The 25,190-nt window shown below is 62.4% G+C and carries 22 protein-coding genes; 10 read left to right on the forward strand and 12 right to left on the reverse strand.

From position 1 onward, the window contains the following. Window positions 1–207 precede the first annotated feature (207 nt). A complete protein-coding gene (locus tag CXK91_RS08020) occupies window positions 208–3,060 on the forward strand; it encodes a putative bifunctional diguanylate cyclase/phosphodiesterase (RefSeq protein ID WP_103455644.1) in 2,853 nt (950 codons plus the stop codon). A gap of 32 nt (window positions 3,061–3,092) precedes the next feature. Here CXK91_RS08020 and yegQ read toward each other — a convergent pair whose 3' ends face one another. From yegQ to zwf, 8 genes are all read right to left on the reverse strand, one after another. Continuing rightward, window positions 3,093–4,466 (reverse strand): tRNA 5-hydroxyuridine modification protein YegQ, encoded by a 1,374-nt coding sequence (gene yegQ / locus CXK91_RS08025; RefSeq protein WP_103455645.1) that lies wholly within the window; start codon window positions 4,464–4,466, stop codon window positions 3,093–3,095. Between the two features lie 126 nt (window positions 4,467–4,592). Further along, the gene (locus CXK91_RS08030) at window positions 4,593–4,811 is read right to left on the reverse strand and encodes a YdcH family protein (protein WP_103455646.1); all 219 of its coding nucleotides are present in this window, start codon (window positions 4,809–4,811) and stop codon (window positions 4,593–4,595) included. Window positions 4,812–4,987: 176 nt separating this feature from the next. Then, window positions 4,988–6,418, reverse strand: coding sequence for an aspartate kinase (locus CXK91_RS08035; protein ID WP_103455647.1), 1,431 nt, complete (start codon window positions 6,416–6,418; stop codon window positions 4,988–4,990). A 154-nt stretch (window positions 6,419–6,572) separates the two neighbouring features. Next, window positions 6,573–7,481 (reverse strand): ectoine hydroxylase, encoded by a 909-nt coding sequence (gene thpD, locus CXK91_RS08040; protein ID WP_103455648.1) that lies wholly within the window; start codon window positions 7,479–7,481, stop codon window positions 6,573–6,575. 67 nt (window positions 7,482–7,548) lie between these two features. After that, window positions 7,549–7,950 (reverse strand): ectoine synthase, encoded by a 402-nt coding sequence (locus CXK91_RS08045; protein ID WP_003284068.1) that lies wholly within the window; start codon window positions 7,948–7,950, stop codon window positions 7,549–7,551. Window positions 7,951–7,960: 10 nt separating this feature from the next. Next, window positions 7,961–9,238 (reverse strand): diaminobutyrate--2-oxoglutarate transaminase, encoded by a 1,278-nt coding sequence (ectB, locus tag CXK91_RS08050; RefSeq protein ID WP_103455649.1) that lies wholly within the window; start codon window positions 9,236–9,238, stop codon window positions 7,961–7,963. Further along, window positions 9,235–9,750, reverse strand: coding sequence for a diaminobutyrate acetyltransferase (gene ectA / locus CXK91_RS08055; protein ID WP_181003939.1), 516 nt, complete (start codon window positions 9,748–9,750; stop codon window positions 9,235–9,237). The genes ectB and ectA overlap by 4 nt, the downstream gene beginning before the upstream one ends. Window positions 9,751–10,379: 629 nt before the next feature. Beyond that, complete coding sequence (zwf, locus tag CXK91_RS08060; protein WP_103455651.1) at window positions 10,380–11,822, reverse strand: glucose-6-phosphate dehydrogenase; 1,443 nt, start codon at window positions 11,820–11,822, stop codon at window positions 10,380–10,382. A 144-nt stretch (window positions 11,823–11,966) separates the two neighbouring features. Between zwf and hexR the strand changes: the two genes are divergently transcribed. Together hexR and CXK91_RS08070 are read left to right on the forward strand one after the other, a co-directional pair. Further along, a complete protein-coding gene (gene hexR / locus CXK91_RS08065; protein ID WP_103455652.1) occupies window positions 11,967–12,833 on the forward strand; it encodes a transcriptional regulator HexR in 867 nt (288 codons plus the stop codon). 114 nt (window positions 12,834–12,947) lie between these two features. Next, entirely contained in the window at window positions 12,948–13,157 is a 210-nt protein-coding gene (locus tag CXK91_RS08070) for a PA3496 family putative envelope integrity protein (protein WP_103455653.1), read from the forward strand. On the opposite strand, the gene CXK91_RS08075 is transcribed toward CXK91_RS08070, so the two are convergent. After that, window positions 13,102–14,061, reverse strand: coding sequence for a LysR family transcriptional regulator (locus CXK91_RS08075; protein WP_103455654.1), 960 nt, complete (start codon window positions 14,059–14,061; stop codon window positions 13,102–13,104). The two genes, CXK91_RS08070 and CXK91_RS08075, sit on opposite strands and share 56 nt — an antisense overlap. A gap of 239 nt (window positions 14,062–14,300) precedes the next feature. On the opposite strand from CXK91_RS08075, the gene CXK91_RS08080 reads away from it, so the two are divergent. The 4 genes from CXK91_RS08080 (at window position 14,301) to CXK91_RS08095 (ending at window position 18,990) form a co-directional block, all read left to right on the forward strand. Continuing rightward, window positions 14,301–15,716, forward strand: coding sequence for an acetyl-CoA carboxylase biotin carboxylase subunit (locus CXK91_RS08080; protein ID WP_103456054.1), 1,416 nt, complete (start codon window positions 14,301–14,303; stop codon window positions 15,714–15,716). 10 nt (window positions 15,717–15,726) lie between these two features. Next, window positions 15,727–17,544: a sodium-extruding oxaloacetate decarboxylase subunit alpha gene (gene oadA, locus CXK91_RS08085; protein WP_103455655.1), complete on the forward strand. Its 1,818-nt coding sequence runs from the start codon at window positions 15,727–15,729 to the stop codon at window positions 17,542–17,544. 200 nt (window positions 17,545–17,744) lie between these two features. Then, entirely contained in the window at window positions 17,745–18,686 is a 942-nt protein-coding gene (locus tag CXK91_RS08090) for a sodium-dependent bicarbonate transport family permease (protein ID WP_103455656.1), read from the forward strand. Window position 18,687: 1 nt separating this feature from the next. Beyond that, window positions 18,688–18,990, forward strand: coding sequence for a P-II family nitrogen regulator (locus CXK91_RS08095; protein ID WP_103455657.1), 303 nt, complete (start codon window positions 18,688–18,690; stop codon window positions 18,988–18,990). A gap of 98 nt (window positions 18,991–19,088) precedes the next feature. Here CXK91_RS08095 and CXK91_RS08100 read toward each other — a convergent pair whose 3' ends face one another. Continuing rightward, window positions 19,089–19,484 carry a hypothetical protein gene (locus CXK91_RS08100; protein ID WP_103455658.1) on the reverse strand — a complete coding sequence of 132 codons (396 nt, stop codon included), beginning with the start codon at window positions 19,482–19,484 and terminating at the stop codon, window positions 19,089–19,091. Between the two features lie 388 nt (window positions 19,485–19,872). Here CXK91_RS08100 and glsB point away from each other — a divergent pair, with 388 nt between their 5' ends. Both glsB and CXK91_RS08110 read left to right on the forward strand, forming a co-directional pair. Next, the gene (glsB, locus tag CXK91_RS08105) at window positions 19,873–20,781 is read left to right on the forward strand and encodes a glutaminase B (protein WP_103455659.1); all 909 of its coding nucleotides are present in this window, start codon (window positions 19,873–19,875) and stop codon (window positions 20,779–20,781) included. Window positions 20,782–20,833: 52 nt separating this feature from the next. Continuing rightward, on the forward strand, window positions 20,834–21,532 hold the full coding sequence (locus CXK91_RS08110; RefSeq protein WP_103455660.1) for a carbonic anhydrase: 699 nt from the start codon (window positions 20,834–20,836) through the stop codon (window positions 21,530–21,532). A gap of 156 nt (window positions 21,533–21,688) precedes the next feature. Here CXK91_RS08110 and CXK91_RS08115 read toward each other — a convergent pair whose 3' ends face one another. Both CXK91_RS08115 and CXK91_RS08120 read right to left on the reverse strand, forming a co-directional pair. Next, a complete protein-coding gene (locus CXK91_RS08115; RefSeq protein ID WP_103455661.1) occupies window positions 21,689–22,672 on the reverse strand; it encodes an asparaginase in 984 nt (327 codons plus the stop codon). A gap of 106 nt (window positions 22,673–22,778) precedes the next feature. Beyond that, window positions 22,779–24,200, reverse strand: a complete 1,422-nt coding sequence (locus CXK91_RS08120) for an alanine/glycine:cation symporter family protein (protein ID WP_103455662.1) — start codon at window positions 24,198–24,200, stop codon at window positions 22,779–22,781. Between the two features lie 127 nt (window positions 24,201–24,327). Here CXK91_RS08120 and CXK91_RS08125 point away from each other — a divergent pair, with 127 nt between their 5' ends. Continuing rightward, window positions 24,328–25,188, forward strand: a complete 861-nt coding sequence (locus tag CXK91_RS08125; RefSeq protein WP_272887562.1) for a helix-turn-helix domain-containing protein — start codon at window positions 24,328–24,330, stop codon at window positions 25,186–25,188. Window positions 25,189–25,190 lie beyond the last annotated feature (2 nt).

The raw sequence follows: 25,190 nt of genomic DNA on the forward strand, positions 1-25,190 counted from the left end.
CGTTCTGGCGTGCCGCTCGCGGCAAACGAAGGTTACCGTTGGCGAATCGGATGGGTGCAGCGGCTCATCCATTGGTCGATAAGGATAACCATAGGGGTATTTCCGACGCACCGTGGTATGACGAGGCGCTAGCAACATGCCATTATCGAAAGTGTTTTGGTTCCAAGAGAACCTAATTCGGGTGCAGCTATTACTAGAACAACATCCATGACCGAGTCTATTCGAGCCGCCAGCCTGGCATCAGCGCAGCAAGTCCCCAGCGGGGCATCGGCAGCCGATCACCCTGCCGAGCGCACACGACTGTTGTACCGGGGATCGCGTATTCCGGCTGTGCTGCTGTTGATTACCACCCTGATCTGCGTGGTGGTGCTCTGGGGTGAGCAGGGCGGCATCGAGCTTGGCGTCTGGGCAGGCTGGATGGCACTTCTGGGGCTGTTGCGGCTGCAGCAGGTGATGGCCTTCAATCGGGCCACCCCCGAGGGGCAGGCAGAGCCGTATTGGCGCTGGCGCTTCCTGCTGGGTAGTGCCGCCTCTGCGCTGAGTCTGTGTTACGCCATGGTGGCTCTGGTGCCGCCTGATGTATTCGTCACCCAGGCGCTGCTCTACGGTCTGATCGGTTCGGTGGTGGTGGCAGCCAGCGTCGCGTATGGGGTCAGTTTGCCGGCGTTCTTCAGTTTTGCCGTGCCCAGTCTGCTGCCGACAGGCTTGCTCCTGATGACCAGTGAACATCCGCTGCAGCAGGGGTGGGGTTTGTTGGCGATGATCGTGCTTGCAACCCTGAGCCTGATCGCTTGGCAGATCAACCGACTAGTCAGTGACGGGCTGGAGCAGCGGTTGCACAAGCAGCGCCTGATCGAGCGGCTGGAAAAAGCCGGTCGCGAGGCGGATGTGCTCAACCGTCGGTTGGCATCGGAAGTCGAGCAGCGCCGCCATGCCGAGCAGCAACTGCGCGGCGCTTATGACGACCTCGAGCAGCGGGTGGTCAAGCGTACCGCCGAGCTGGCCCGGGTTGCCGAGGAGCTGGGTCAAAGCGAGGCGCGACTGAATCTGGCCCTCGATGCCAGCGGCCTTGGACTCTGGGACTGGGACCTGCAGCACAACCGTATTCATCATTCTCGACTCGAGGTGGTCTTTGGCATCGGGCTACAAAGGCGCCATGACGAAGACGGCTCACCGTTGCCGGACATCCATCCGGATGACCTTGCAGGTGTCCGCGCAACCCTGATTTCGCACCTGAAGGGCGAGACCGAATTCTTTGCCGTCGAGTACCGTGCGCTGCGTGCCGATGGCACTGAGATCTGCATGGAGGACCGCGGGCGGGTGATCCAGCGCGATGCGTCCGGGCGAGCACTGCGCATGATCGGTACTCGTCGCGACATCAGCGACCTGCGCCGCCAGGCCGAGCAGCAGCGACTGGCTGCGACAGTGTTCGAAGCGGCCAGCGAAGGCATGGTGATCATGAACGCCAAGTACCGCGTGTTGGCGATCAACGATGCCTGTTGCGCTCTGTCGGGTTATAGCCGTGAGGAATTGCTCGGTCGTAGCGTGGCGCGCATTGCCGGTTCGCCGGAAAGCCAGCGCCAGTATGCGGCGATGCGCGAAGCACTGGAGCGTCATGGCTATTGGCAGGGCGAGCTGATCGAGACGCGCAAGAGCGGTGAGGTCTACCCGCAGTGGGTTCAGTTGCGCGAGGTGCGTGATGCCAACAACAGCGTTTCTCACGTGGTCGCCTTCATTTCCGATCTCAGCGTTCGGCGCAAGATCGAGGAACGCCTGCGTTATCTGAGTCAGCATGATGACCTCACCGGGCTTGCCAATCGCGGCCTGCTCAAGGAGCGGCTGCATGAGGCCTGCCAGCGTGGGCGCCGCAACGGCCGCAACATGGCGGTGCTTTACATCGACCTGGATCGCTTCAAGCTGCTCAACGAGAGCCTCGGCCATGAAGCGGCCGATGAGCTGCTGCGCGAGGTATCGCGCCGGCTGAAGCAGAACCTGGCCGATGCCGACACCATCGCTCGCTTGTCCGGTGACGAATTCGTCGTGCTTCTCGATGGCTATGGCAGCCTCAGCGGCCTTGCTCATCTGGGCAGCCGACTGCTGCAGCGCATTCGCAAGCCGATCATCGTCGGCGATCAGGAGCTGGTGATCGGTGCTTCCATCGGCGTCAGCCTGCTGCCGGACAACAGCCGCGACGCCGATGTGTTACTGCGCCAGGCGAGCACCGCCATGCAGCATGCCAAGCACTTGGGTGGCAACACGCTGCAGTTCTTCACCGATCGCCCGCAAGCGTCGAGCATGCAGTCGCTGCAGCTGGAGAATCAACTGCGCAAGGCGCTCGAAGTCGGCCAGCTGGAAGTCTTCTACCAGCCGCGCTTGAGTCTTGCCAATGACGCGCTCGACGCTGCCGAGGCGCTTGTGCGTTGGCGTCACCCCCAGCGCGGCCTGATTGCTCCCGCGCACTTCATACCGCTGGCGGAGGACACCGGGCTGATCATTCCTCTGGGTGAATTCGTGCTGCGTGAGGCCTGCCGTCAGGCGCGTCAGTGGCAGCTGGAAGGGCTGGCCGAGATTCGCGTCTCGGTGAACCTCTCGGTCAAGCAGTTACGCCAGGGCAACTTCGTCAGCCTGGTACGCCAGGTGCTGGAGGAAACCGGCCTGCCCGCGACGATGCTGGAGCTGGAGCTGACCGAAAGCCAGTTGTTGGACGATATCGACAACGCCATCAGTATCAGCGAACAGCTGCGTGCGTTGGGCGTGAAGTTGGCCATCGACGATTTCGGCACCGGCTTCTCGTCGCTGAGCTACCTCAAGCGCTTCCCGGTGGATTACGTGAAGATCGATCGTTCGTTCATCAGTGAGCTGGAGCACTCCAGCCAGGATGCGGCGATTACCCGCGCGATCATCGCCATGGTTCACAGCCTGGAACGCAAGGTGGTGGCCGAAGGGGTGGAAACCCAGGCGCAGATGGATTTCCTCAAGGCCAACCACTGCGACGAGATTCAGGGCTACCTGCTCAGCCCGCCGGTGCCGGCCGAGCAGTTCGCCGAATTGCTGCGCTAGGTCGCGGCGTCGCAACGCGACGCCAGCCCGCCTCAACCGCGCGTAGTCGTGCCTTCCAGTTCGCGCATCAGCAGTGCGTAGCGCAGGTCCACGTCTTCCGGCACGGGTAGATAGACGGTGTGGCCATCGCCTGGTGCTACCTCGATGGATTCGCCGCGCTTGTTCTCCAGTTGCTCCAGGCGCAGGTTGAGATTGCCTTGGGGTGTCATCAGCTCCAGCTTGTCGCCGACGGCAAAGCGGTTCTTCACCTTTACTTCTGCCAGGCCGTTACGCCGTTCGCCGGTCAGTTCGCCGACGAACTGCTGGCGATCGGAAACCGAGAAGCCGCGCTCGTAGTTCTGGTATTCATCGTGCACGTGACGGCGCAGGAAGCCCTCGGTGTAGCCGCGGTGGGCCAGCGATTCGAGGGTGTCCATCAGCGACTTGTCGAACGGCCGGCCGGCGAGTGCGTCGTCGATGGCCTTGCGATAGACCTGGGCGGTGCGCGCCACGTAGTAGTGGCTCTTGGTGCGGCCCTCGATCTTCAGCGAGTGCACGCCCATCTTCACCAGTCGCTCGACGTGCTGCACGGCACGCAGGTCCTTGGAGTTCATGATGTAGGTGCCGTGCTCGTCCTCGAAGGCGGACATGAATTCGCCCGGACGACTGCTATCTTCGAGCAGGAACACTTCGTCGGTTGGTGCACCGACACCGAGGGTCGGATCGGGGCTGGCAACTTGTGCCGGCTGCACGACGATCGGCTCGTACTTGTGCACGATGTCGCCGATCTCGTTTTCCTTCGCCTCGTGGGTCTTGTACTCCCAGCGGCAGGCGTTGGTGCAACTGCCCTGGTTGGGATCGCGCTTGTTGATGTAGCCCGACAGCAGGCAGCGGCCGGAGTAGGCCATGCACAGCGCTCCGTGCACGAACACTTCCAGCTCCATGCCCGGCACCTGCTCGCGGATCTCGCCGATCTCCTCCAGCGACAGCTCGCGGGAGAGGATCACCCGGGATACGCCCTGGCTTTCCCAGAACTTCACCGTAGCCCAGTTCACCGCGTTGGCCTGCACGGACAGGTGGATGGTCTGCTCGGGAAAATGTTGGCGAACAAGCATGATCAGGCCTGGATCGGACATGATCAACGCATCCGGGCCCATCGCCACAACCGGCTCCAGGTCCTTGATGAAGGTCTTCAATTTGGCGTTATGCGGGGCGATGTTGACCACCACATAGAACTGCTTGCCCAGTGCATGCGCTTCGTCGATGCCGAGCTTGAGATTGGCGTGGTCGAATTCGTTGTTGCGCACACGCAGGCTGTAGCGTGGCTGTCCGGCGTATACCGCATCGGCGCCGTAGGCGAAGGCGTAGCGCATGGATTTCAGCGTGCCGGCAGGGGACAGCAGCTCGGTGCGATAGGGGGTGCTCATGGCGCAGGACTCGCAGGAGGGCATCGAAGAAGCGCGGCATTTTACTGCGCTTGCCCACCGATTGCGCGTCATCTGCGATATTAGGACAGGCGTGAATGGCGCCCCGCTTGCACGGGGCGCCGAGGATCAGGCGGCGGACGCTTCCTTGAGCATCTCGTAGAGCCGGTCCTTGAGCTGCAGCTTCTCCTTCTTCAGTATCTCCACCTCGCTATCGGTGCCGGGAACGATGTGGGCCTCGATGTTCTTTACCCGTTGATCGAGCTCGTTGTGCTCGTCGAACAGGCGGGCAAAGGTCTTGTTGTCCGCCTTGAGGCGGGTGATCAGATCGCGGTATTCGGGAAACATGGCAACTCCTGCGTGGTAGAAGACCGGCGAGCAGGCCAGCGACTGCCGGGGGGGGCAGCGCGACGTGCTTCTTGCCTTCATAGTCATCCTACGCGTTACCGGCGGTATTGATCGGCGTCATGCGTGCAGACAGCAAAACGCCGGGACGAGCCCGGCGTTTTGCTTTTGGGCCTGGATCAGGCCGCGGCGATCACGTCGCCGTGGTTTTCCGGCTCGATCAACGCGCGGTGCAGCGCGGCGATCGCGGCGTCGTAGTCCTCCTCATTAACCACGCACTGCATTTCCACCTGGCGGATCGACTGGTGGATTGCCTGGATGCTGATGCCTGCTTCGGCCAGCGCCGCGACGGTTTTGGCCAGGATGCCCTTGACCTTGAGATCCGACCCGATCGCCGAAACGATGGCCAGGTTGTGCACCGTGACCTCGGCGGCCGGGTAGTGCTCCTCGATCAGTCTTGCGGCGCGGTTGATCAGCTTGCGCGAGCCGGAGGCGTAGTAGGTGATGCTGTTGGCGTCGGAATCCTTGTTTACCACGTAGAGCTTGAGCTGCTTGAGCAGCTTGCTGATCTCCATGTCGTGGCTGATGTCGCCGAGCATGTCCTGATCGAATACCTCGATGCCGAAGACGTCCTTGCGCCCGGCGATGATTTCCACACAGGGCTTCTCGGACTTGTAATCCTGGCTGATCAGCGTGCCGCCGTGCTCGGGCTCGAAGGCGTTCTTGATGCGCAGCTCGACACCGGCGCGGCGCAGGGTCTTGGCCGCGCGCGGGTGGATCGCTTCCATGCCGAGGTTCGACAGCTGGTCGGCGACGTCATAGTTGGTGCGGCCGATGGTGACCACCTTGTCGGCACCCACCAGATTTGGGTCGGCAGAAGAGAGGTGAAATTCCTTGTGGATGATCGCTTCATGCGCACCGGTGGCGGCGGCGATCTGGGCGAAGGTGATTTCGCTGTAGCCGCGGTCGTAGGTGTTCATCAGGCCTTCGGCACAGTGTGTATAGCCGGTGGCGACCACCAGTTCGCGGTCGAAGTCGAAACCGGCGAAGTGGCTGGCGATCATCTCCTCGAACGGCAGCGGCGACTCCTGCTGCCAGCCGGTTAGGTCGGCCAGGCGCGCGTTGACGCCGCGCTGCTTGAGCGCCAGCACCGAGTTGAAGGCGCTGTGCGCCTCACCGAGGGAAGCGAGCATTTCGCGCACTTTCATCAGGTGTTCGGAAAGCTGGAAGTGCCCGTAGGCGCAGAGCTTCTGCAGGCTGTGCATGCACTCGCTGGCGTCGTCGATGCGCGAGTTGATGAACTGGTTGGCGGCGTGCAATTCGTATTCGGAGCTGAACAGCTCGGCGTTTTTGGCCAGCATGCGCAGGCGCACGTACTCCAGCGCCTCGCGCCAGGCGCCTTCGTTCTGCGCATCAGCGAAGCGCTGGTAGACGCCGGGCTCGCCAGTCTTCTTGTGTTCCAGCAGCAGGTTGGTCATGCCGCTGTAGGCCGAGACGACGAAGATGCGCTGGTAAAGCGCTGCGCCTTCCCGGCGGCCGATGAAGATATTGTCGAGGACTTCCTCGAAGCGGCTCATCGACGTGCCGCCGATCTTTTCTACGGTATGCATCTTTATATTGCGTCCGAATCTGGCAGGCCGTTGACGGGCCCGGCGCGGCTGGCGCACCTGTCGATCAACGAGCTGAAAGTGAATTCATCCCTGGGCCGTAAAGTGATCGGCCAAGCCGGGGGATCGGGCCCGTCATCAGACGCGCCCAATCGCCTCAGAGATACTGTTGCGGCTGAATGTCCAGCGGCTTGAAGTTTTCGCGCTCGGCGACGAATGCCGGGCGGGGTTTCTGCTCGCAGAACGGCGGCTGCACGGCATTATCCACATGGTTGTAGACGTAGAACAGATTGCTCCGCGCGCTGGGCGTGATGTTGCCGTTGGAGCCATGCATCGTATTGCAGTCGAAGAACACCACGCTGCCGGCCGGGCCGGTGGCGCAGTCGATGCCGAAGCGATTGGCCAGCTCGCTCAGGCTGTTCTGGTCGGGAATGCCGAACTCCTGCTTGCGCAGGGATTTCTCGTAGTGATTCTCCGGCGTGGCGCCGACGCAGCGCACGTAGTGCTTGTGTGAGCCAGGCATCAGCATCAGCGGGCCGTTGTGCGGCTCGTTGTCGGTCAACAGGATCGAGCAGGACAGGCAGCGCATGCGCGGCATACCGTCCTCGACGTGCCAGGTCTCGAAGTCCGAGTGCCAGTAGAACTCCTTGCCAGTGAAGCCGGGCTTGAAGTTCATCCGCGACTGATGCACGTACAGATCACCACCGAGAATGAAGCGGGCGATGCCGGCGGTGCGCTCGTCGGCAGCCACGCGGGCGAACAGATCGTTGTCGCTATGAATGTCGAACACCGAGCGAATTGCGCCGCTATCGGGTTCCTTGATGGTCTTGCCGGAACCGGCGACGGCGGGGTCCTTGCGCATGCGCTCGAGTTCGGCACGGAACACCGCCACTTCGTCGGCGCTGAACAGATTGGGAATGACCAGGTAGCCGTCGCGCTCGAAACGCTCGATCAGCTCCGCCGCTATCGGCGCATTCTCCAGGTCGCTGCGGTAGACGACCGGATCCAGGCGTTCCTGCCAGCTGGGCTGGTCTTCCTGGCGCGAGGGATACAGGTCGGCTTGCATAGGGTTCACGCTTACCTCCTTTTCTTGTGATGGGGGGCGGCTCGGCGGCCGCCCCGGTAAACCGGTATCAGACGGTTTCGGCCTCCAGCGGATAGACGCCGCTCTCGTCATGCACTTCCTTGCCGTTGAGCGGCGGGTTGAAGACGCAGGCCATCTTCATGTCCTCGCTACCGCCACGCAGCAGGTGCTCGTCGTGCTTGTCGAGGATGTACAGCGTGCCGGGTTCGATCTTGTAGATCTTGCCGTCGGCGATGGTCTCGATCTCGCCGTTGCCGCTCATGCAGTACACCGACTCCAGATGGTTCTGGTAGTGGATGTGCGTCTCGCTGCCGGCGTAGATGGTGGTGATGTGGAACGAGAAACCCATGTTGTCGTCTTTGAGCAACAGGCGGGTGCTGTCCCAGGTGCCGGTCTTGCTGTGGACCTTGCGGTCGGTCTGCTCGCACTCGGCGAGGGTTCTGACGATCATTGCAAATACCTCAGGAAGCTTGGTTTTCGGTCTGCTCGCTCATCACGGCGGCGAAGGCCTTGTCGAGGATGGCGAGTGCGCGGTCGATCTGCTCTTCGCTGATGATTAGCGGGCAGAGACACTTGACCACTTCACTGTGGGCGCCGCTGGTTTCGATAACCAGGCCGTTCTCGAAGGCGTGACGGCAGACGGCGGAGGCGATATCACCATCCGGGCAGCTGATGCCGATCATCATTCCGCGGCCCTTGAGGAACAGCGAATCCGGGCCGTGGCGGCGGACGATGCGTTGCATGCCGTCGGCGATGCGCTTGCCCTTGGCCTTCACGCTGTTGGCGAACTCGTCGTTCTGCCAGAAATGCTCGACGGCTGCGGCAGCGGTGACGAACGCATGGTTGTTACCGCGGAAGGTGCCGTTGTGCTCGCCTGGCTTCCACTGGTCCAGCTCTGGGCGCAGCAGCACCATGGCGAATGGCAGGCCATAGCCGGACAGCGACTTGGACAGGGTCACGATGTCCGGATGGATGCCCATCTCCTCGAAGCTGAAGAAGGTCCCGGTGCGGCCGCAGCCGGCCTGGATGTCATCGACGATCAGCAGCATCTCGTGCTTGCGGCAGAGTTTGTCGAGCTTGCGCATCCACTCGGTCGACGCGGTGTTGAGACCGCCTTCGCCCTGCACCACCTCGACGATCACCGCGGCCGGCTTGTCGATGCCGCTGGAGGGGTCGGAGAGCAGCTTGTCCATCATGCCGATGGTGTTGGTCTTGTCGCCGAAATAGTTGGCGTACGGCATGCGGCTGACATCGGTGAGGCTGATGCCGGAGCCGCCGCGGTGATGCTGGTTGCCGGTCGCGGCCAGCGCGCCGATGCTGCAGCCGTGGAAGCCGTTGGTGAAGCTGATGATGTTGTTACGCCCGGTGACCTTGCGCGCCAGCTTCATCGCCGCTTCGACCGCGTTGGTGCCGGTCGGGCCGGTGAACTGCATGCGGTAGTCGCCCATGCCGCGCGGTTCGAGGATCAGGCGGTTGAAGGTTTCGAGGAAACGCTCCTTGGCCGCGGTGTACATGTCCAGGCCGTGGGTAATGCCGTCGTTCTCGATGTACTCGAGCAGCGCCTGCTTGAGTACCGGGTGGTTGTGCCCGTAGTTGAGCGTGCCGGCACCGGCGAGAAAATCGATGTAACGCTTGCCGCCCTGGGTGACCAGTTCGGCGCCCTGGGCCTGGTCGAAGACCACGGGGAAGGAACGGCAGTAGCTACGAACCTTGGATTCGTTCAGTTCAAAAGTTTTCATGCGTGCTCCTTGAGCTCTTCTTCTAGATGGGAAACGGTGAACGGGCCGGCGCGGTAGAGCACCTCGTCCTCGTGCTGGCCGGCGAAATGCTCGGCGCGGGCGAACAGCGTGCGCGTGGTGTAATCGGCGCTCAGCCGGTCGAATGCCCGCTTGAATAGCGCCTGGGACGCCGCGTTGTCCGGGGAAATGGTGGTTTCCATGAAGCTCACGCCTTGCTCACGGGCCACACGGGCCGTTAATGCAAGCAGCATGCGTAGGGCCAGTCCCTGACCGCGCATCGAGCTATCGACGGCGACCTGCCAGACGAACAGCGTGTCCGGTCGAGAAGGGGGGCGGTAACCCGAAATGAAACCAACCAGCTTGCCCTGAGCGTTTTCTGCGGCGATGGCGGTGTCAGCGAAATCGGCGCACTGCAGCAGGTTGCAGTAGACCGAATTGCTATCGAGGGGCTGGCAGCGCGCCACCAGCTGATGCAGGTTGTAACCGTCGCCGTCGGTTGGGCGACGGAGCACTACGGTGGGGAAACTCAAAACAATGCCTTTGGGGTTGTTGATTGAATTCCTTATTAGGGTAGGCATATCCGGAGAAGTTTCTCAACCCGAACTTCCGAATATGCGAAGTGCTGGGCCTTGCATATATCGCTCAATCCCGCGCTATTACAGCGATTGCGCCATGGATGTTTCGGTCTGTTTCATTCCGTCTGGTGAGTGATGACCGCTGATAGTTATGTGTGAGTTCATGGAGTGACACGGGAAGTTCGAGGGTGGTGGCGCGAAGAAGTTCTACAAACGTTGCGTGAGCTGGGCTGGAGGTGCCGTGAATGCTGGGTTTAGATCTGTTTCCTGGTGCGCTGCTCAATCGCTGTATTGGCGCGAGCGCTCCTGGCCTTGTGCGGTGAAGTATGCCTGGAAGAATAGTGCGCAATGCGAGCAGGGAAATAGCGGTGATATGCGAGCCGAACTATCCATAATAATTGGCTGATATGACGCCTGTATGTAGGCGTGATACGGCCGAAGCTGAGCTAGTTGATCTCACTAGTTGCCAGGGCCGTACCGGATGATTGCGGGAAGTCTACCGATCCGCTCTATCTCGCGTTATGCGCGGGCTGTAGAGAAGTTGCGAGAAGTTGCTCTGGGCAACTTCATTGCCACCAGTGGCGGCCCTGACGCTCGATGAATTGGTGGGCCTGATCCGGTCCGTCTTCGCCGGCGGCATAGGGTCGCGGTTTGCGGTAGTAGCTGTGCCAGCCGCGCAGGATCGGGTCGACCCAATTCCAGGCCGCTTCCACCTCGTCGCGGCGCATGAATAGCGTTGAGTCTCCCTCAATGACATCCAGCAGAAGGCGCTCGTAGGCCTCCCAGCGACGTGTGCTGCTGAATGCGTGCGCCAGGTTCAGGTCGAGCTCCACCGGCTCCAGCTGCATGCCCTTGCCGGGTGCCTTGGCCATGAGCTGCAGGCTGATGCTCTCCTCCGGCTGCAGGCTGATCACCAGACGATTCACTTCGCCCTTGCTGAACAGCAGGTGCGGCACCTGTTTGAAGGTGATGATGATCTCCGAGCGCTTGCGCGCCATACGCTTGCCGGTGCGCAGGTAGAAGGGCACGCCGGCCCAGCGCCAGTTATCGATCTCGGCTTGTACAGCGACGAATGTCTCGGTGTCGCTGTCGTTGTCGATGCTGGGCTCGAAGTAGTAGGCCTGCACCTCCTGGCCGCCGATTTGGCCTGCGCCGTATTGGCCGCGCACGGTCTTGTCCAGTACGTCACTGCCGGTAATGGGTTTGAGCGCTTCGAGCACCTTCACCTTCTCGCCGCGGATATGCTTGGCGTCGAAACGCACCGGCGCTTCCATCGCCACGAGGCAGAGCAGCTGCAACAGGTGGTTCTGCAGCATGTCGCGCATGGCGCCGGCATTGTCGTAATAGCCGCCGCGGTTCTCGACGCCGAGGGTCTCGGCGACGGTAATCTGCACATGGTCGATGTGTGCGGCCCGCCAGATCGGCTCGAACAGCGCGTTGGCGAAGCGCAGGGCCATGAGGTTCTGCACCGTCTCCTTGCCCAGGTAGTGGTCGATCCGATAGATGCGTGATTCGGGGAACACCGCGCCAATCGCTTCGTTGATCTCCAGGGCGGAATCGAGTGAATGGCCGATAGGCTTCTCCAGCACGATGCGCGCGTCGTCGCCTGCCAGTCCTGCGCTTTCGAGGTTGGCGGCGATGGGTTCGAACAGGTCGGGAGCGGTCGCCAGATAATGCACCCGCACGCGACCTTCGGCCTTGCCGAGATGCTGGGCGAGTCGCACGAATTCACCGCGCTGGGTGGCGTCCATGGCGAAATAGTCCAGGCGCTTGGCGAAGGCTTGCCAGGTGTCGGTACTGAAGTCGTTACGCGCGACCTGGGCGCGGCAATGCCGTTCGGCGAGTGCCAGGTAGCCGTCGCGGTCGAGCTTCTTGCGCGCCAGGGCGAGAATGCGCACGTCGGCGTGCAGGCGTCCGTCGCGGTGCAGATGGTAGAGCGCCGGAAGCAGCTTGTGCAGCGTCAGGTCACCGGTTCCGCCGAACACGAGCATGTCACAGGAAATCGACATCGGGTCACTCCATAGAGGCCAAAAAATGGGCGGCATGGCGAGGCTTGTAGTATAACTACCGCCCCACTACAACCCGCTGATGGCCGAGCGGCGCCAGTTGCGCCTGAATCAGGCCGTCATACGTGATCATAGCGAGTCCGGAACGTGAATCTGCTGCAGCACATCGCCCAGTCTAGAAGCCTGCTACGGAAGTCGGAGCTTAAGGTGGCCGATCATGTGTTGCTCGATCCGGCCGCGGTGATGCATAGCTCCATGGCTGACCTCGCCCATGCCGTGGGTGTCAGCGAGCCGACCATCGTGCGCTTCTGTCGTGCCATCGGCTGTCTCGGCTTTCAGGATCTCAAGCTGAAACTGGCACAAAGCCTGGCCGCAGGTGCCAGCTTCGGTCAGTTTGCAATCAGCGAGAATGACTCGGTTACCGACTTCGCGCTGAAGATCTTCGACACCACCCTGCACACGCTGATGGAAGTGCGCGAGAAGCTGGACTCCGATGCGCTGGAGCGCGCCGTTGCCGCCATGGCCAAGGCTGAGCGGGTGGAGTTCTACGGTTTCGGCGCGTCCGGCGCGGTGGCCACCGACGCACAGCACAAGTTCTTCCGTCTGTTGCTGTCAGCCGCGGCCTATTCCGATCCGCACATGCAGGCCATGTCGGCGGTAACACTCAAGCCCACCGATGTGGCGATCTGCATCTCGCAGTCCGGCCGCTCCAAAGACCTGCTGATTACCGCCAACGTGGTACGTGAGTCCGGCGCGACGTTGATCACCCTGTGCCCGAGCCAGACCCCATTGGCCGAGCTGGCCACGATCAATCTGGCGATCGATGTGCAGGAAGACACCGAGATCTATACCCCGCTGACCTCGCGTATCGCTCACCTGGTAGTGATCGACGTGCTGGCCATGGGTGTCGCCATGGCCCGTGGGCCGAGCCTGGTCAATCACCTCAAAAGCGTTAAGCGCAGCCTGCGCAGCCTTCGCCTGTCGCCGCAGAAGGTCAAGTCGCACGACGACTGAGCGGTTGCTGCACGCTACTCGCTGCTTCTTCATCGGCGCGTAATAACGCTGACTTCATGCTGTCATCCCGTGCGCCGATGCTGGTTTTCCCTTACCTGTTCTGGGAGACCGCCCATGCTTCGGCACACCGACGACAGTCAGCTCGACAGTAAGTCCCGTCGCAAACAGCAGGATGAGCGCCGCATGCGTTTTCGTCGCGCCATCGAAAGCTATACCGAACAACGCCAGCTGCACGCCGAACTGAACGACTACGCCGATGCGCTGGTGATCAGCTCGCTGCGGGACTCGTCGGCGACCCGGCGAAGCGCTCCGCCAGCGCACTGATCTGCGCGCGTTCTTCACGGAGGAAGGCGAAGAACGCCTGGGCTACCGGGCTCAGGCGCTTGCCGCGCGGATGCACCACGCACCAACTGCGATACAGCGGCAGCTCCACTACCGGCAGCTCGCAAAGTAGCCCGCTGGCCAGCTCCAGGTGCACCGCATGCCGTGGTAGCAGGGCCAGGCCGAGTCCGGCCACCACGCATTCGCGTAATGCGTCCAGAGATGCGACCTGGATGGTCTGGGCGAAGTGCGCACGTTTCTGGCGCAGGTAATCTTCGCCGGCCCGTCGCGTGCCGGAGCCTGGCTCGCGCACCAGTAGCGGATAGCGCGTGAGGTCTTGCAGGGACAGCGTCGCGGCTCGACATAGCGGGTGTTCGGGCGGCGCCACCGCGATGATCGGGTTGTTCAAAAAGGGCATGAACTCCAGGTCCATGTCCGTGGGTACCTGGGACATGATCAGCAGATCGTCACGGCTCACTGACAGGCGCTTGACCGCCTGGGCGTGGTTGACCACCACCAGCTGCAGGCTGACCTCTGGATGCAGGCGCTTGAAGGCGGCGAACAGGTGTGGGGTGACGTACTTGGCGCTGGATTCTACGGCCAGGTTGAGTTGCCCTTGCAGGGAGCCCTGCAGATCGGACAGCTGCATGTCGAGGCTGTCCAGGCGGCCGAAAATGTCTGTACTGGCCCGTTGCAGCGCTTCAGCTGCATCGGTGAGATAGAGCTTCTTGCCGACATATTCGAACAAGGGTTGCCCGACCAATTCTTCCAGCTGGCGAATCTGCAGGCTGACTGCCGGCTGGGTCAGCGACATTTCTTCTGCAGCACGGCTATAGGAGAGCGTTTCGCAAACCGCGCGAAATACCTGCAGCTGGCGCAATGTCATGCGCATCAGCGATTTTCGCATCACATTCCTCGCAAGTTAACGTTGTTGAGCCGTCGCGATGATGGCCGGCGGCATGCTGACCGTTCGGCCAGTTTAATGCCCGGATCAGCGCATCTATAAGTAATTACTTATCATCAGGCAAACAATTATTCATTTTCAGTAATCCCCTGAGCCGGCGTAGGGTGAAAAGGCTCGTGTGAATGCGAGTGATCATGACCCGCATAAGGGGTTACCTGCTCATTGACCGAGGGACTGACAGCGTGATCAAGAAGCTGCTGATCGCCAACCGCGGTGAAATTGCCGTCCGCATCGTGCGGGCCTGCGCCGAAATGGGCGTGCGCTCGGTGGCGGTATTCGCCGAGCCCGACCGCCATGCATTGCACGTCAAGCGCGCCGACGAGGCGCATTTCATTGGCGACGATCCTCTGGCCGGCTACCTGAACCCGCGCAAACTCGTGAACCTGGCCGTAGAGACCGGCTGCGATGCGCTCCATCCGGGCTATGGTTTCCTCTCCGAGAATGCCGAACTGGCGGAAATCTGCGCCGAGCGCGGCATCCGCTTCGTTGGCCCAAGCGCCGAAGTAATCCGCCGCATGGGCGACAAGACTGAAGCGCGGCGCAGCATGATCAAGGCCGGCGTACCGGTTACGCCGGGTACCGAAGGCAATGTGGCGAATGTCGAAGAGGCGCTGGCCGCAGCGGAGGGCATTGGCTACCCGGTGATGCTCAAGGCGACGTCCGGTGGCGGCGGGCGTGGCATCCGTCGCTGCAACTCGCGCGAAGAACTGACCCAGGCCTTTCCACGGGTCATCTCAGAGGCAACCAAGGCATTCGGCTCGGCCGATGTGTTCCTGGAAAAATGCATCGTCGAACCCAAGCATATCGAAGCGCAGATACTCGCCGATTCCTTTGGCAGCACTGTGCATCTGTTCGAGCGCGACTGCTCGATCCAGCGCCGCAACCAGAAGCTCATCGAGATCGCCCCGAGCCCGCAGCTCACCCCAGAGCAGCGCGCCTATATCGGTGATCTAGCGGTTCGCGCAGCCAAGGCCGTGGGCTACGAGAACGCTGGCACCGTGGAGTTCCTGCTCGCCGAAGGCGAGGTGTACTTCATGGAGATGAACACCCGCGTGCAGGTGGAACACACCATCACCGAGGAAATCACCGGCATCGATATCGTTCGCGAGCAGATTCGCATTGCCTCCGGCCTGCCGCTGTCGGTCAAGCAGGAAGATATCCAGTACCGCGGCTTTGCCCTGCAATTTCGCATCAACGCCGAAGAGCCGCGCAACAACTTCCTGCCCTGCTTCGGCAAGATCACCCGCTACTACGCACCCGGCGGGCCCGGTGTGCGCACCGATACGGCGATCTACACCGGCTACACCATTCCACCGTATTACGACTCCATGTGCCTGAAGCTGATCGTCTGGGCACTGACCTGGGAGGAGGCGCTGGCGCGCGGCTCGCGTGCGCTGGACGACATGCGCGTACAGGGCGTGAAGACCACCGCCACCTACTACCAGCAGATCCTTGCCAACCCGGACTTCCGTAGCGGCCAGTTCAATACCAGCTTCGTAGACAACCATCCGGAACTGCTGAATTACTCGATCAAACGCAAGCCGGGCGAGCTGGCCCTGGCCATCGCTGCCGCCATCGCCGCCCACGCAGGACTGTGAGGAACGAACCATGACTGCTCAGAAGAAAATCACCGTTACCGACACCATCCTGCGTGACGCCCACCAGTCGCTGCTGGCGACCCGCATGCGCACTGAAGATATGCTGCCGATCTGTGAAAAGCTCGACCGCGTCGGCTATTGGTCCCTCGAAGTCTGGGGCGGCGCCACCTTCGACGCCTGCGTGCGCTTTCTCAAGGAGGATCCCTGGGAGCGTCTGCGCCAGCTCAAAGCCGCACTGCCTAACACCCGGCTGCAGATGCTGCTGCGCGGGCAGAACCTGCTCGGCTACCGTCACTACAGCGATGATGTGGTCGAGGCGTTCTGCGGCAAGGCGGCGGAAAATGGCATTGATGTGTTCCGCATCTTCGATGCGATGAACGACGTGCGTAACCTGGAAACCGCTATCAAGGCCGTGAAGAAGACCGGCAAGCACGCCCAAGGCACCATCGCCTACACCACTAGCCCGGTGCACACCGTCGAGCTGTTTGTCGAGCAGGGCCGGGCGATGCGCGACATGGGCGTCGACTCCATCGCGATCAAGGACATGGCCGGCCTGCTGACACCCTTTGCCACGGGCGACCTGGTCCGCGCACTGAAGGCCGAGATCGACCTGCCGGTGTTCATCCACTCCCACGACACGGCTGGCGTCGCCAGCATGTGCCAGCTCAAAGCCATCGAGAACGGCGCCGACCACATCGACACCGCCATTTCCTCCATGGCCTGGGGCACCAGTCATCCCGGCACAGAGTCGATGGTTGCCGCCCTGCGTGGTACTCCGTACGACACCGGCCTCGATCTGGAGCTGCTGCAGGAGATCGGCCTGTACTTCTACGCGGTGCGCAAGAAATACCACCAGTTCGAAAGCGAATTCACTGGCGTGGATACCCGTGTGCAGGTCAACCAGGTACCAGGCGGGATGATTTCCAACCTGGCCAACCAGCTGAAGGAGCAGGGCGCGCTCAACCGCATGGATGAAGTGCTTGCCGAGATTCCACGCGTGCGCAAGGACCTCGGCTACCCGCCGCTGGTGACGCCGACCTCGCAGATCGTCGGCACCCAGGCGTTCTTCAACGTGCTCGCCGGCGAGCGCTACAAGACCATCACCAATGAGGTGAAGCTCTACCTGCAGGGCCGCTACGGCAAGGCGCCGGGCACCATCGACGCCAAGCTGCAGCGTCAGGCCATTGGCGGCGAAGAGATCATCGACGTACGTCCGGCCGACCTGATCAAGCCGGAGCTGAACAAGCTGCGGCTGGAAATCGGTGCGCTGGCCAAGTCCGAAGAAGACGTGCTGACCTATGCCATGTTCCCCGACATCGGCCGCAAATTCCTCGAGGAGCGCGAAGCCGGTACGTTGGTGCCTGAAGTGCTGCTGCCGATTCCGGATGGCAGCACCGCGACTGCCGCAGGTGGGCAGGGCGTGCCGACCGAGTTCGTTATCGATGTGCACGGCGAGACCTATCGCGTCGACATCACCGGCGTTGGGGTCAAGGGTGAGGGTAAGCGGCATTTCTTCCTCTCCATCGACGGCATGCCGGAGGAGGTCGTGTTCGAGCCATTGAACAACTTCGTCGGCGGTGGCGGTGGCGGCCAGCGCAAGCAGGCCAGCGGGCCGGGCGATGTCAGCACCAGCATGCCGGGCAATGTGGTCGATGTGCTGGTCAAGGAAGGTGATGTGGTCAAGGCTGGCCAACCGGTGCTGATCAGTGAAGCGATGAAGATGGAAACCGAAATTCAGGCGCCCATGAGTGGAACGGTCAAAGTGGTTCATGTCGCTAAAGGTGACCGGGTGAACCCGGGCGATGTCTTGATAGAGATCGAGGCCTGATCGATGGGTGGCGTCGCGTTGTGATGATGCGACGCCGACGCCGGATGCTGCAGGGCTGGCTATGCTGTAGAGGTAGACCTGGCTGGCCCGGCGACAATGGCGCGCTGGCTGTATGTCCCCTTCGGAGCCCGCGTGGCTCCTTTTTTTCGAGCCAATATCTGCCAGGGAACGGCTTACCTTCCGAGCTGTGGAGAATGTAGATGGGTATCGACCCAGTAGTGCTGTTCTTCGTCTTCGGCCTGTTCGCCGGGTTGGTCAAGAGCGAGTTAAAGCTGCCACCGGCACTCTATGAAACGCTGTCCATCGTGCTCTTGCTGGCCATCGGTCTGCATGGCGGCGTGGAGCTGGCCGAGCAGGCCAGCGCTGCATTGCTCGGCCAGTCGCTGTTGGTGCTGGCACTTGGCGTGCTGCTACCGATATTGGCGTTCGTCCTGCTGCGTGGTCTGCGCTTCGACCGGGTGAATGCGGCGGCGGTGGCGGCTCACTATGGTTCGGTCAGCGCCGGTACCTTCGCCGTCGTGGTGGCCTATCTTGCGGCGCGGGAGATCTTCTTCGAAAGCTACATGCCGCTGTTCGTGGCGATCCTCGAGATTCCCGCAATCCTGGTCGGCATTCTGCTGGCCAAGGGCGTGTCGCGCGATACCGACTGGAAGGAACTGGGCCGCGAAATTTTCCTCGGCAAGAGCATCATGCTGCTGCTCGGCGGCCTGCTGATCGGCGCGATTGCCGGCAAGGAAGCCATCAAGCCGCTCGAACCCCTGTACACCAGCATGTTCAAACCGGTGTTGGCTTTCTTCCTGCTGGAAATGGGCCTGATCGCGTCCGGCCAGCTGGGCTCGCTCAAGCGTTACGGCTTCAAGCTCGCCGCTTTCGCCCTGATCATGCCGCTGATTGGAGCGCTGATCGGCGCCATGCTGGCGCGCTTCATGGGGCTGTCGCTAGGCGGCACGGCGATGCTTGCCACGCTGGCGGCCAGTGCGTCCTATATCGCGGTGCCTGCGGCGATGCGTCTGGCGGTGCCGGAAGCCAATCCGTCGCTGTCGCTGACTGCTTCGCTGGGTATCACCTTTCCGTTCAACATCCTGATCGGCATACCGCTCTATCTGGCCCTGGCCGAGCGGCTGATCGCCTGGGGGTTCTGAGATGAACGCGCACAATCGAACGCTGCTGACCGTGATCTGCGAAGCAGCGCTGGAACACAAACTGGTCGGCGATCTGAAAATCCTCGGCGCGCCTGGCTGGACGCTGTCGGACGCCCGCGGCAGTGGCAGTCGTGGCGTACGCAGTGCCGGCTGGGACACCGACGGCAACATCCGGCTGGAGGTGATCTGCAGTCGCGAGGTTGCCGAGCGTATCGCCGAGCACCTGCAGGCTCGGTATTACGAGCATTTCGCCATGGTCTGCTACCTGGCCGAAGTCGAAGTACTGCGGCCGGAGAAGTTCTAGGTCGAACAGATGGATTGCCCTGAACGGGCCGGGAGTAGGGTCTTCGGTTCATCCACCGCCCTGGCGCTGGGGCCAGGACGGGGCGGCTTGCGAATAACCTAGCGATCGAGCCGATGCTGGCTACGCAATTGCTTGAGGTCGCCCTGGGTGCATGTGAGCGGCGCCGCGCCGGTCAGGTCATAGCAGCGCTGACCGAAACCCATGGGCCAGTAGATGATGCCACCCGGTGGCCAGAAGATGGAGGCAACACGGAAACGCGCGCGCAGCTTGCCCTGCTGCAACAGTTCGCCGTTATCGCTGCTCAGCTTGTAGGGGATGCCGCCAGCGGCTGTCCAAAAGAACGGACGCGTTTTGACAAACCCCTGCGAGTATTGCTGGGGCCGCTCATAGACGGCGACTTTGCTGTTCTCGGGCAGTTTGAAGTAGGTCGCGGTGGAGCAGCCGGTGGTTGCCAGTGCGAGCGCCAGCACGCCTGCGGCACGTTTGATCATCATCGGTTCTTTCCTTGTGGTGACGCCCAGGACACAGGCCGTGCCCCGTAAAGCGGGCGGCACTATACCTGAGCCCATGGCGATGCCGAATATGGCGCCGCGCCGCAGGTGGGTGCTCGTCACACTTCCTGAAGCGCGCGGTGGTACTGAATTGCTGGATAAAGTGGCCGCGGTTGGCGTCGAACTAAGTGCCGTTAGCGACTTTGCCCGAGCCTCGGACGACCAGCTCGCGCGCGGAACGGGTGGCGGCCTTCGTCGGGATCGACGAAGCACAGATCGGACACGCCTGGAAACCTGCACCAGGCCCGACGCCGACTGTGATGGACGCGGTTCGACTGGCGTCTAGTAGCCTACGGCGCGGCGCGCAATTTATCTCTTCCATGGAACGTGCATGCAAAACCTGTTGAGCGAAATCCTCGATGAGGTCCGACCGCTGTTCGGCCGGGGCAAGGTGGCGGATTACATCCCCGCGCTGGCGGATGTACCGGCCGACCAACTGGGCATCGCGGTATGCAGTGCTGATGGCGAGCTCTATCACGCAGGTGATGCGAAAACACCGTTTTCGATCCAGAGCATTTCCAAAGTGTTCAGCCTGGTCCAGGCGATTCAGCATGGTGGCGAATCCCTATGGGAGCGGTTGGGGCATGAGCCGTCCGGCCAGCCGTTCAATTCGCTGGTGCAGCTGGAGTTCGAGCGTGGTCGGCCGCGCAATCCGTTCATCAACGCCGGCGCCCTGGTGATTTGCGATATCAACCAGTCGCGCTTTGCGGTGCCGGCGCTGTCGATGCGCGATTTCGTCCGGCATCTGTCGGGCAACCCGCTGATCGTCTCAGACAGCCGTGTCGCCGAATCGGAGTATCAACACCGGGCGCGCAATGCAGCGATGGCGTACCTGATGCAGGCCTTCGGCAACTTCCACAACGATGTCGAAGCGGTGCTGCGCAGCTATTTTCATCACTGTGCGCTGCGCATGAATTGCGTCGACCTGGCCCGCGCCTTCGCTTTCCTTGCCCGTGATGGTGCCTGCCCGCAGAGCGGTGAGACGGTGCTCGCGCCGCGTCAGGCCAAGCAGGTGAACGCCATCATGGCCACCAGCGGTCTGTACGACGAGGCCGGCAACTTTGCCTACCGGGTCGGCCTGCCTGGCAAGAGCGGCGTCGGCGGCGGCATCGTCGCCGTAGTACCAGGGCGTTTCACCGTCTGTGTCTGGTCGCCGGAACTGAACGCAGCGGGCAACTTGCTGATCGGCATGGCAGCCCTCGAAGCGCTGTCGCAGCGTATCGGCTGGTCCATCTTCTGATGCGCCGTTGCGGCGGCGCCTACCCTTCAAAATCTTCTGGAGAGAACTGAGCATGAACGACGACAAGACGAGCGAAACCGCCCAGGAGGCCCTCGAGCACATCGTCTCCGGCGTCAAGCGCTTCCGCGAAGAGGTCTATCCGCAGCAGCGCGAACTGTTCGAAAAGCTCGCCTACGAGCAGACGCCGCGGGCAATGTTCATTACCTGTGCCGACTCACGGATCATCCCCGAGCTGATCACCCAGAGCTCGCCCGGCGACCTGTTCGTTACCCGCAACGTCGGCAACGTGGTGCCGCCCTACGGACAGATGAACGGCGGTGTGTCGACCGCCATCGAGTTCGCCGTGATGGCGCTTGGCGTACAGCACATCATCGTCTGCGGCCACTCCGACTGCGGTGCGATGAAGGCGGTGCTCAACCCGGCTCAGCTGGAACGCATGCCGACGGTCAAAGGTTGGCTGCGCCACGCCGAGGTGGCGAAGATCGTCGTCGAGCAGAATTGCGGCTGCGCCGACCACAACACGCTGGGCATCCTCACCGAGGAGAACGTCGTGGCCCAGCTTGACCACCTGCGCACCCATCCTTCGGTGGCAGCACGCCTGGCCAGCGGGCAGCTGTTCATCCACGGCTGGGTATACAACATCGGTACCAGCGAGATCCGCGCTTACGACGCCGGAAAGGGCGAGTTCCGTCTGATCGGCGATGGTCCGTTGCCGATGGCCACGCCACGGGCGCGCTATCAGGTAGGTTGAGGGCTTGGCTGAACGGCGTGGTGCGAGCGCTTGCAGGGCGCCCGCACTTCGATTGCGCTGTCGTGTGGTTCTGGCGGTGGGCTAAAGCCCAGCCCAACGGGCCTGCGGCGGGCTGCGCGCTGCAGGACAGCGCGCATGCTCAGAGGACGGCAGGTCTCAGTCGGCCATTTCGCCGCATAGATCGCGGCAGAACCAGTGCTCCACCTCGGCGTGGTCGAGCCCGGCGGCGAGTAGGGCGAACAGCTTGCCCAGTGCCGCTTCGCGGGTCATGCCTCCGCCGGAGATCAGGCCAGCATCGCGCAGGGCACTACCCGTGGCGTAGACGTCGAAATCGATGTGCCCGCCCGGACACTGGCTGATCGCTGCCAGCACTACGCCCTGTCGGTGTGCCGTGCGCAGTGCCTGGATGAAGTCGACGTCGTTCGCCGGGCCGGTGCCGCTGCCATAGCATTCGAGCAGCAGCGCCTGAGCGCCACTGGCCACTAGCGCCTGGACCTGTGCGGCGCCGACACCGGGGTATAACGGCAATATCGCGACCTCTGCCGGCCGCTGTGGCAGCAGTGCCGGTGGACGCTCTGTGGCGGCTTCGGCCCGGCGTTTGCGCGGTGCTTCGGCAAACGCATCGAAGGCATCGCTGCGCAACTTGCTGACCCGCGCGCCGCGCAGCAGCATGCCGTTGAAGAACAGTTGCGTGCCCTTTACCTGGCCGGCATGCAGGGCTCGCATGGCGCCGAACAGGTTGGGCCAGGCATCGCTGCCCTCGCTTCCCGCTGGCAGCATGGCGCCGGTGATCAGCACCGGTAGGTCAAGATCGAGCAGCAGGAACGACAGTGCGGCGGCGCTGTAGGCCAGGGTGTCGGTGCCATGCAGCAGCAGGACTGCATCGCAGTCACCCTGCGCCACGGCCTCACGAACCGCCGCCGCCATTTGCAGCCAATGGCTCGGCTGCATGTTGGCGCTGTCCAGCAACGGTTGCAGTTCGCGGAAGGTCCAGGTGGGTAACGGCCCGGATTCCAGCGCTTGCTGCGCCCGCAGCCGGGCTTCGAAGCCGGAGGCTGGCATCAGTCCGGCGGCGCTCTGTTGCATACCGATGGTGCCGCCGGTGTAGAGCACCAGCAGACGTTCGATTGATTGGTTCACGCGCGCTCCTCGCTCAGTCGGCGCAGGCCATCAGGAAATGAGGCGGATGGTGCCAGCCCCGTTGTGCTGTTGCGCACGAGGGGCTGGCCGGTCGCGTCGCGAGCGTTTAGCGGCGCTCGGTGGTGTCTGGCGAGGCAGGCATGTTCGCCTTCCAGACGGCTGGGTCGAGATCCAGATCGGCGAAGTCTTTCGGGTCGAGCACCGGTTGCTCGATACCGGCGCGTATCTGGCGGTCGTAGTCGCGCATCAGGCGCAGGCCGACCTTGAACAGCAGGGCCACCGCGATGAGGTTGGCGATGGCCAGCAGGCCCATGGTCACGTCGGCGAAGGCGAATACGGTGCCTAGGTCCTGCACCGAGCCCCAAAGCACGAGGATGATCACCAGCACGCGGTAGATCACCACCGGGGTACGCTTCTCAGTAAAGAAACCCAGGGCGTTCTCGCCCAAGTAGTAGTTGTAAATCAGCGTGGTGAACACGAACAGCAGCAGGGCGATGCTGACGAACACTCGGCCCCATTCGCCGACGACGGCGGCAACGGCAGTCTGGGTCAGTACGACACCCGCCTGGTCCATGCCCGGCTCGTAGACGCCGGAGAGCAGGATGATCAGGGCCGTGCAGCTGCACAGGATGATGGTGTCGATGAATACCGAAAGCGACTGCACGATGCCTTGCGCCACCGGGTGCTTGACCTCGGCAACCGCAGCGACGTTGGGTGCGCTGCCCAGGCCTGCTTCGTTGGAGAACAGACCGCGCTTGACGCCCATCAGGATCGCCGCGCCGATGCCGCCGGCAAATGCCTGTTCCAGACCGAAGGCGCTACGGAAGATCAGCCCGAAGGTTTCCGGGATCGCGCTGAAGTTACTGCCGATGACGAACAGCGCCATGGCCAGGTAGGAGAACGCCATGACTGGTACCAGCACGTCGGCCCACTTGGCGATGCGACGGATGCCGCCGAAGATGATGCCGCCGATCACGAAGGTCAGCGCGATGCCGCTGGCAACGGTCGGCACGCCGAAGGTGTCGTGCAGCGAGCTGGCGACGGTGAACGACTGCACGGCATTGAAGCCGAAGCCGAAGGTCATCAGCAGCAGGATCGATACCACGATGCCCAGCCAGCGTTGGCCAAGTCCGTGCTGGATGTAGAAGGCCGGGCCACCACGATAGGTGCCGTCCGGCTCGCGACGCTTGTATAGCTGCGCCAGCGAGCACTCGAAATAGCTGGTCGCCATGCCCACCAGCGCCACCACCCACATCCAGAAGATCGCGCCAGGGCCGCCGAGCATGATCGCCACGGAGACACCGGCGATGTTGCCCGCACCGACTCGGCCGGCGACCGACAGCATCAATGCCTGGAAGGAGGAGAGCTGCCCCGGTTGACGCTCGAAGGCGTGACCGAAGATCGTGAACATGTTGCCGAAATAGCGGAACTGGACGAAGCCGGAGCGGATGGTAAAGAGCAGACCGAGGCCGATCAGCATGACGATCAGCAGCTTGCTCCAAATGAGGTCATTTAGAAGGTCGAGCATGGCAATGTTCACCTTGTTGTCGTTGTTAGGGTGCCGGCGCGCGCCGTTGCGCCGTGCAAGCGGGGGATGTTTCAACAGAGCGGCGTGCAGGGCAATTTCGCGGTTGGCCGCGATGTGGCGCGACCTGATGCTAGAATGGCGGCACTCGCGCCAATCTTCAGAGGCAACCGTGACTTCTCACCTCGCCGAAAACCTCAAGTTGCTCTGCAGTCATTACCGTTCGATTGCCGAGGTATGCCGCAAGCTGGCCATCAATCGGGCGCAGTTCAACAAGTACCTGGGTGGGCAAAGCCGGCCGACGCCGTTCAATCTCAAGCGCATCGGCGACTTCTTCGGCGTCGAGGGTTACGAGCTGGAGATGCCGCCGGAGCAGTTCGCCCGACTGGTTGGCGCGCGCCATCCGGAGGCACAGGCGCTGCCGCGTACCGACGCGCTGCTGACGCTGCTGCAGCCGCTGCGCGAACACGCCACCAGCCTGGCGCGCTACTGCGGGTATTACTTCGAGTACGCCAACTGCATGTCTGTACCGGGAAGCATCCTGATATCGCTGGTGCACCTGCGTGAGGAAAATGGCCTGTTCCTGTTCGAGCGCCAGGAACGCCAGGAGCGCGCCAGTCCTACCCTCGGCCAGGCCGAGGACTGGGTGCGCTGCCGCTACCTCGGCGCGGCGTTCGGCCTGCAGGACCGACTGTTCCTGATCGACTACGAATCGCTGACGCTCAATGAGATGAGCCAGACCATCCTCATTCCCAGCTTCAAGAGCCGCATCACCCGCCTCAACGGGCTAAAGACGGGCGTCTCCTCGGGCGACCGCCGCACGCCGGCGTGCACCTCGGTGGTGTGGGAATACCTGGGCAGCGAGATCAACCGGGTCAGTGCCTATCGCCAGGTGATGCTCTACAGCCCGGACGACCCGCGCATCGACCTGGACATCCGCGAGCGCCTGGCGACGCCGCATGTGGAGAACGGGCTGTTCGGCATCGAGTGAAG

The organism is Stutzerimonas stutzeri, assembly GCF_002909485.1.
Lineage (GTDB): Bacteria > Pseudomonadota > Gammaproteobacteria > Pseudomonadales > Pseudomonadaceae > Stutzerimonas > Stutzerimonas stutzeri_AH.

Coding starts and splice junctions, on each gene's coding strand:
- CXK91_RS08020 (WP_103455644.1), top strand. CDS start 208: ATGACCGAGTCTATTCGAGCCGCCAGCCTGGCATCAGCGCAGCAAGTC.
- yegQ (WP_103455645.1), bottom strand. CDS start 4,466: ATGAGCACCCCCTATCGCACCGAGCTGCTGTCCCCTGCCGGCACGCTG.
- CXK91_RS08030 (WP_103455646.1), bottom strand. CDS start 4,811: ATGTTTCCCGAATACCGCGATCTGATCACCCGCCTCAAGGCGGACAAC.
- CXK91_RS08035 (WP_103455647.1), bottom strand. CDS start 6,418: ATGCATACCGTAGAAAAGATCGGCGGCACGTCGATGAGCCGCTTCGAG.
- thpD (WP_103455648.1), bottom strand. CDS start 7,481: ATGCAAGCCGACCTGTATCCCTCGCGCCAGGAAGACCAGCCCAGCTGG.
- CXK91_RS08045 (WP_003284068.1), bottom strand. CDS start 7,950: ATGATCGTCAGAACCCTCGCCGAGTGCGAGCAGACCGACCGCAAGGTC.
- ectB (WP_103455649.1), bottom strand. CDS start 9,238: ATGAAAACTTTTGAACTGAACGAATCCAAGGTTCGTAGCTACTGCCGT.
- zwf (WP_103455651.1), bottom strand. CDS start 11,822: ATGTCGATTTCCTGTGACATGCTCGTGTTCGGCGGAACCGGTGACCTG.
- CXK91_RS08070 (WP_103455653.1), top strand. CDS start 12,948: ATGCTTCGGCACACCGACGACAGTCAGCTCGACAGTAAGTCCCGTCGC.
- CXK91_RS08075 (WP_103455654.1), bottom strand. CDS start 14,061: ATGCGAAAATCGCTGATGCGCATGACATTGCGCCAGCTGCAGGTATTT.
- oadA (WP_103455655.1), top strand. CDS start 15,727: ATGACTGCTCAGAAGAAAATCACCGTTACCGACACCATCCTGCGTGAC.
- CXK91_RS08090 (WP_103455656.1), top strand. CDS start 17,745: ATGGGTATCGACCCAGTAGTGCTGTTCTTCGTCTTCGGCCTGTTCGCC.
- CXK91_RS08095 (WP_103455657.1), top strand. CDS start 18,688: ATGAACGCGCACAATCGAACGCTGCTGACCGTGATCTGCGAAGCAGCG.
- CXK91_RS08100 (WP_103455658.1), bottom strand. CDS start 19,484: ATGATGATCAAACGTGCCGCAGGCGTGCTGGCGCTCGCACTGGCAACC.
- glsB (WP_103455659.1), top strand. CDS start 19,873: ATGCAAAACCTGTTGAGCGAAATCCTCGATGAGGTCCGACCGCTGTTC.
- CXK91_RS08110 (WP_103455660.1), top strand. CDS start 20,834: ATGAACGACGACAAGACGAGCGAAACCGCCCAGGAGGCCCTCGAGCAC.
- CXK91_RS08120 (WP_103455662.1), bottom strand. CDS start 24,200: ATGCTCGACCTTCTAAATGACCTCATTTGGAGCAAGCTGCTGATCGTC.
- CXK91_RS08125 (WP_272887562.1), top strand. CDS start 24,328: ATGCTAGAATGGCGGCACTCGCGCCAATCTTCAGAGGCAACCGTGACT.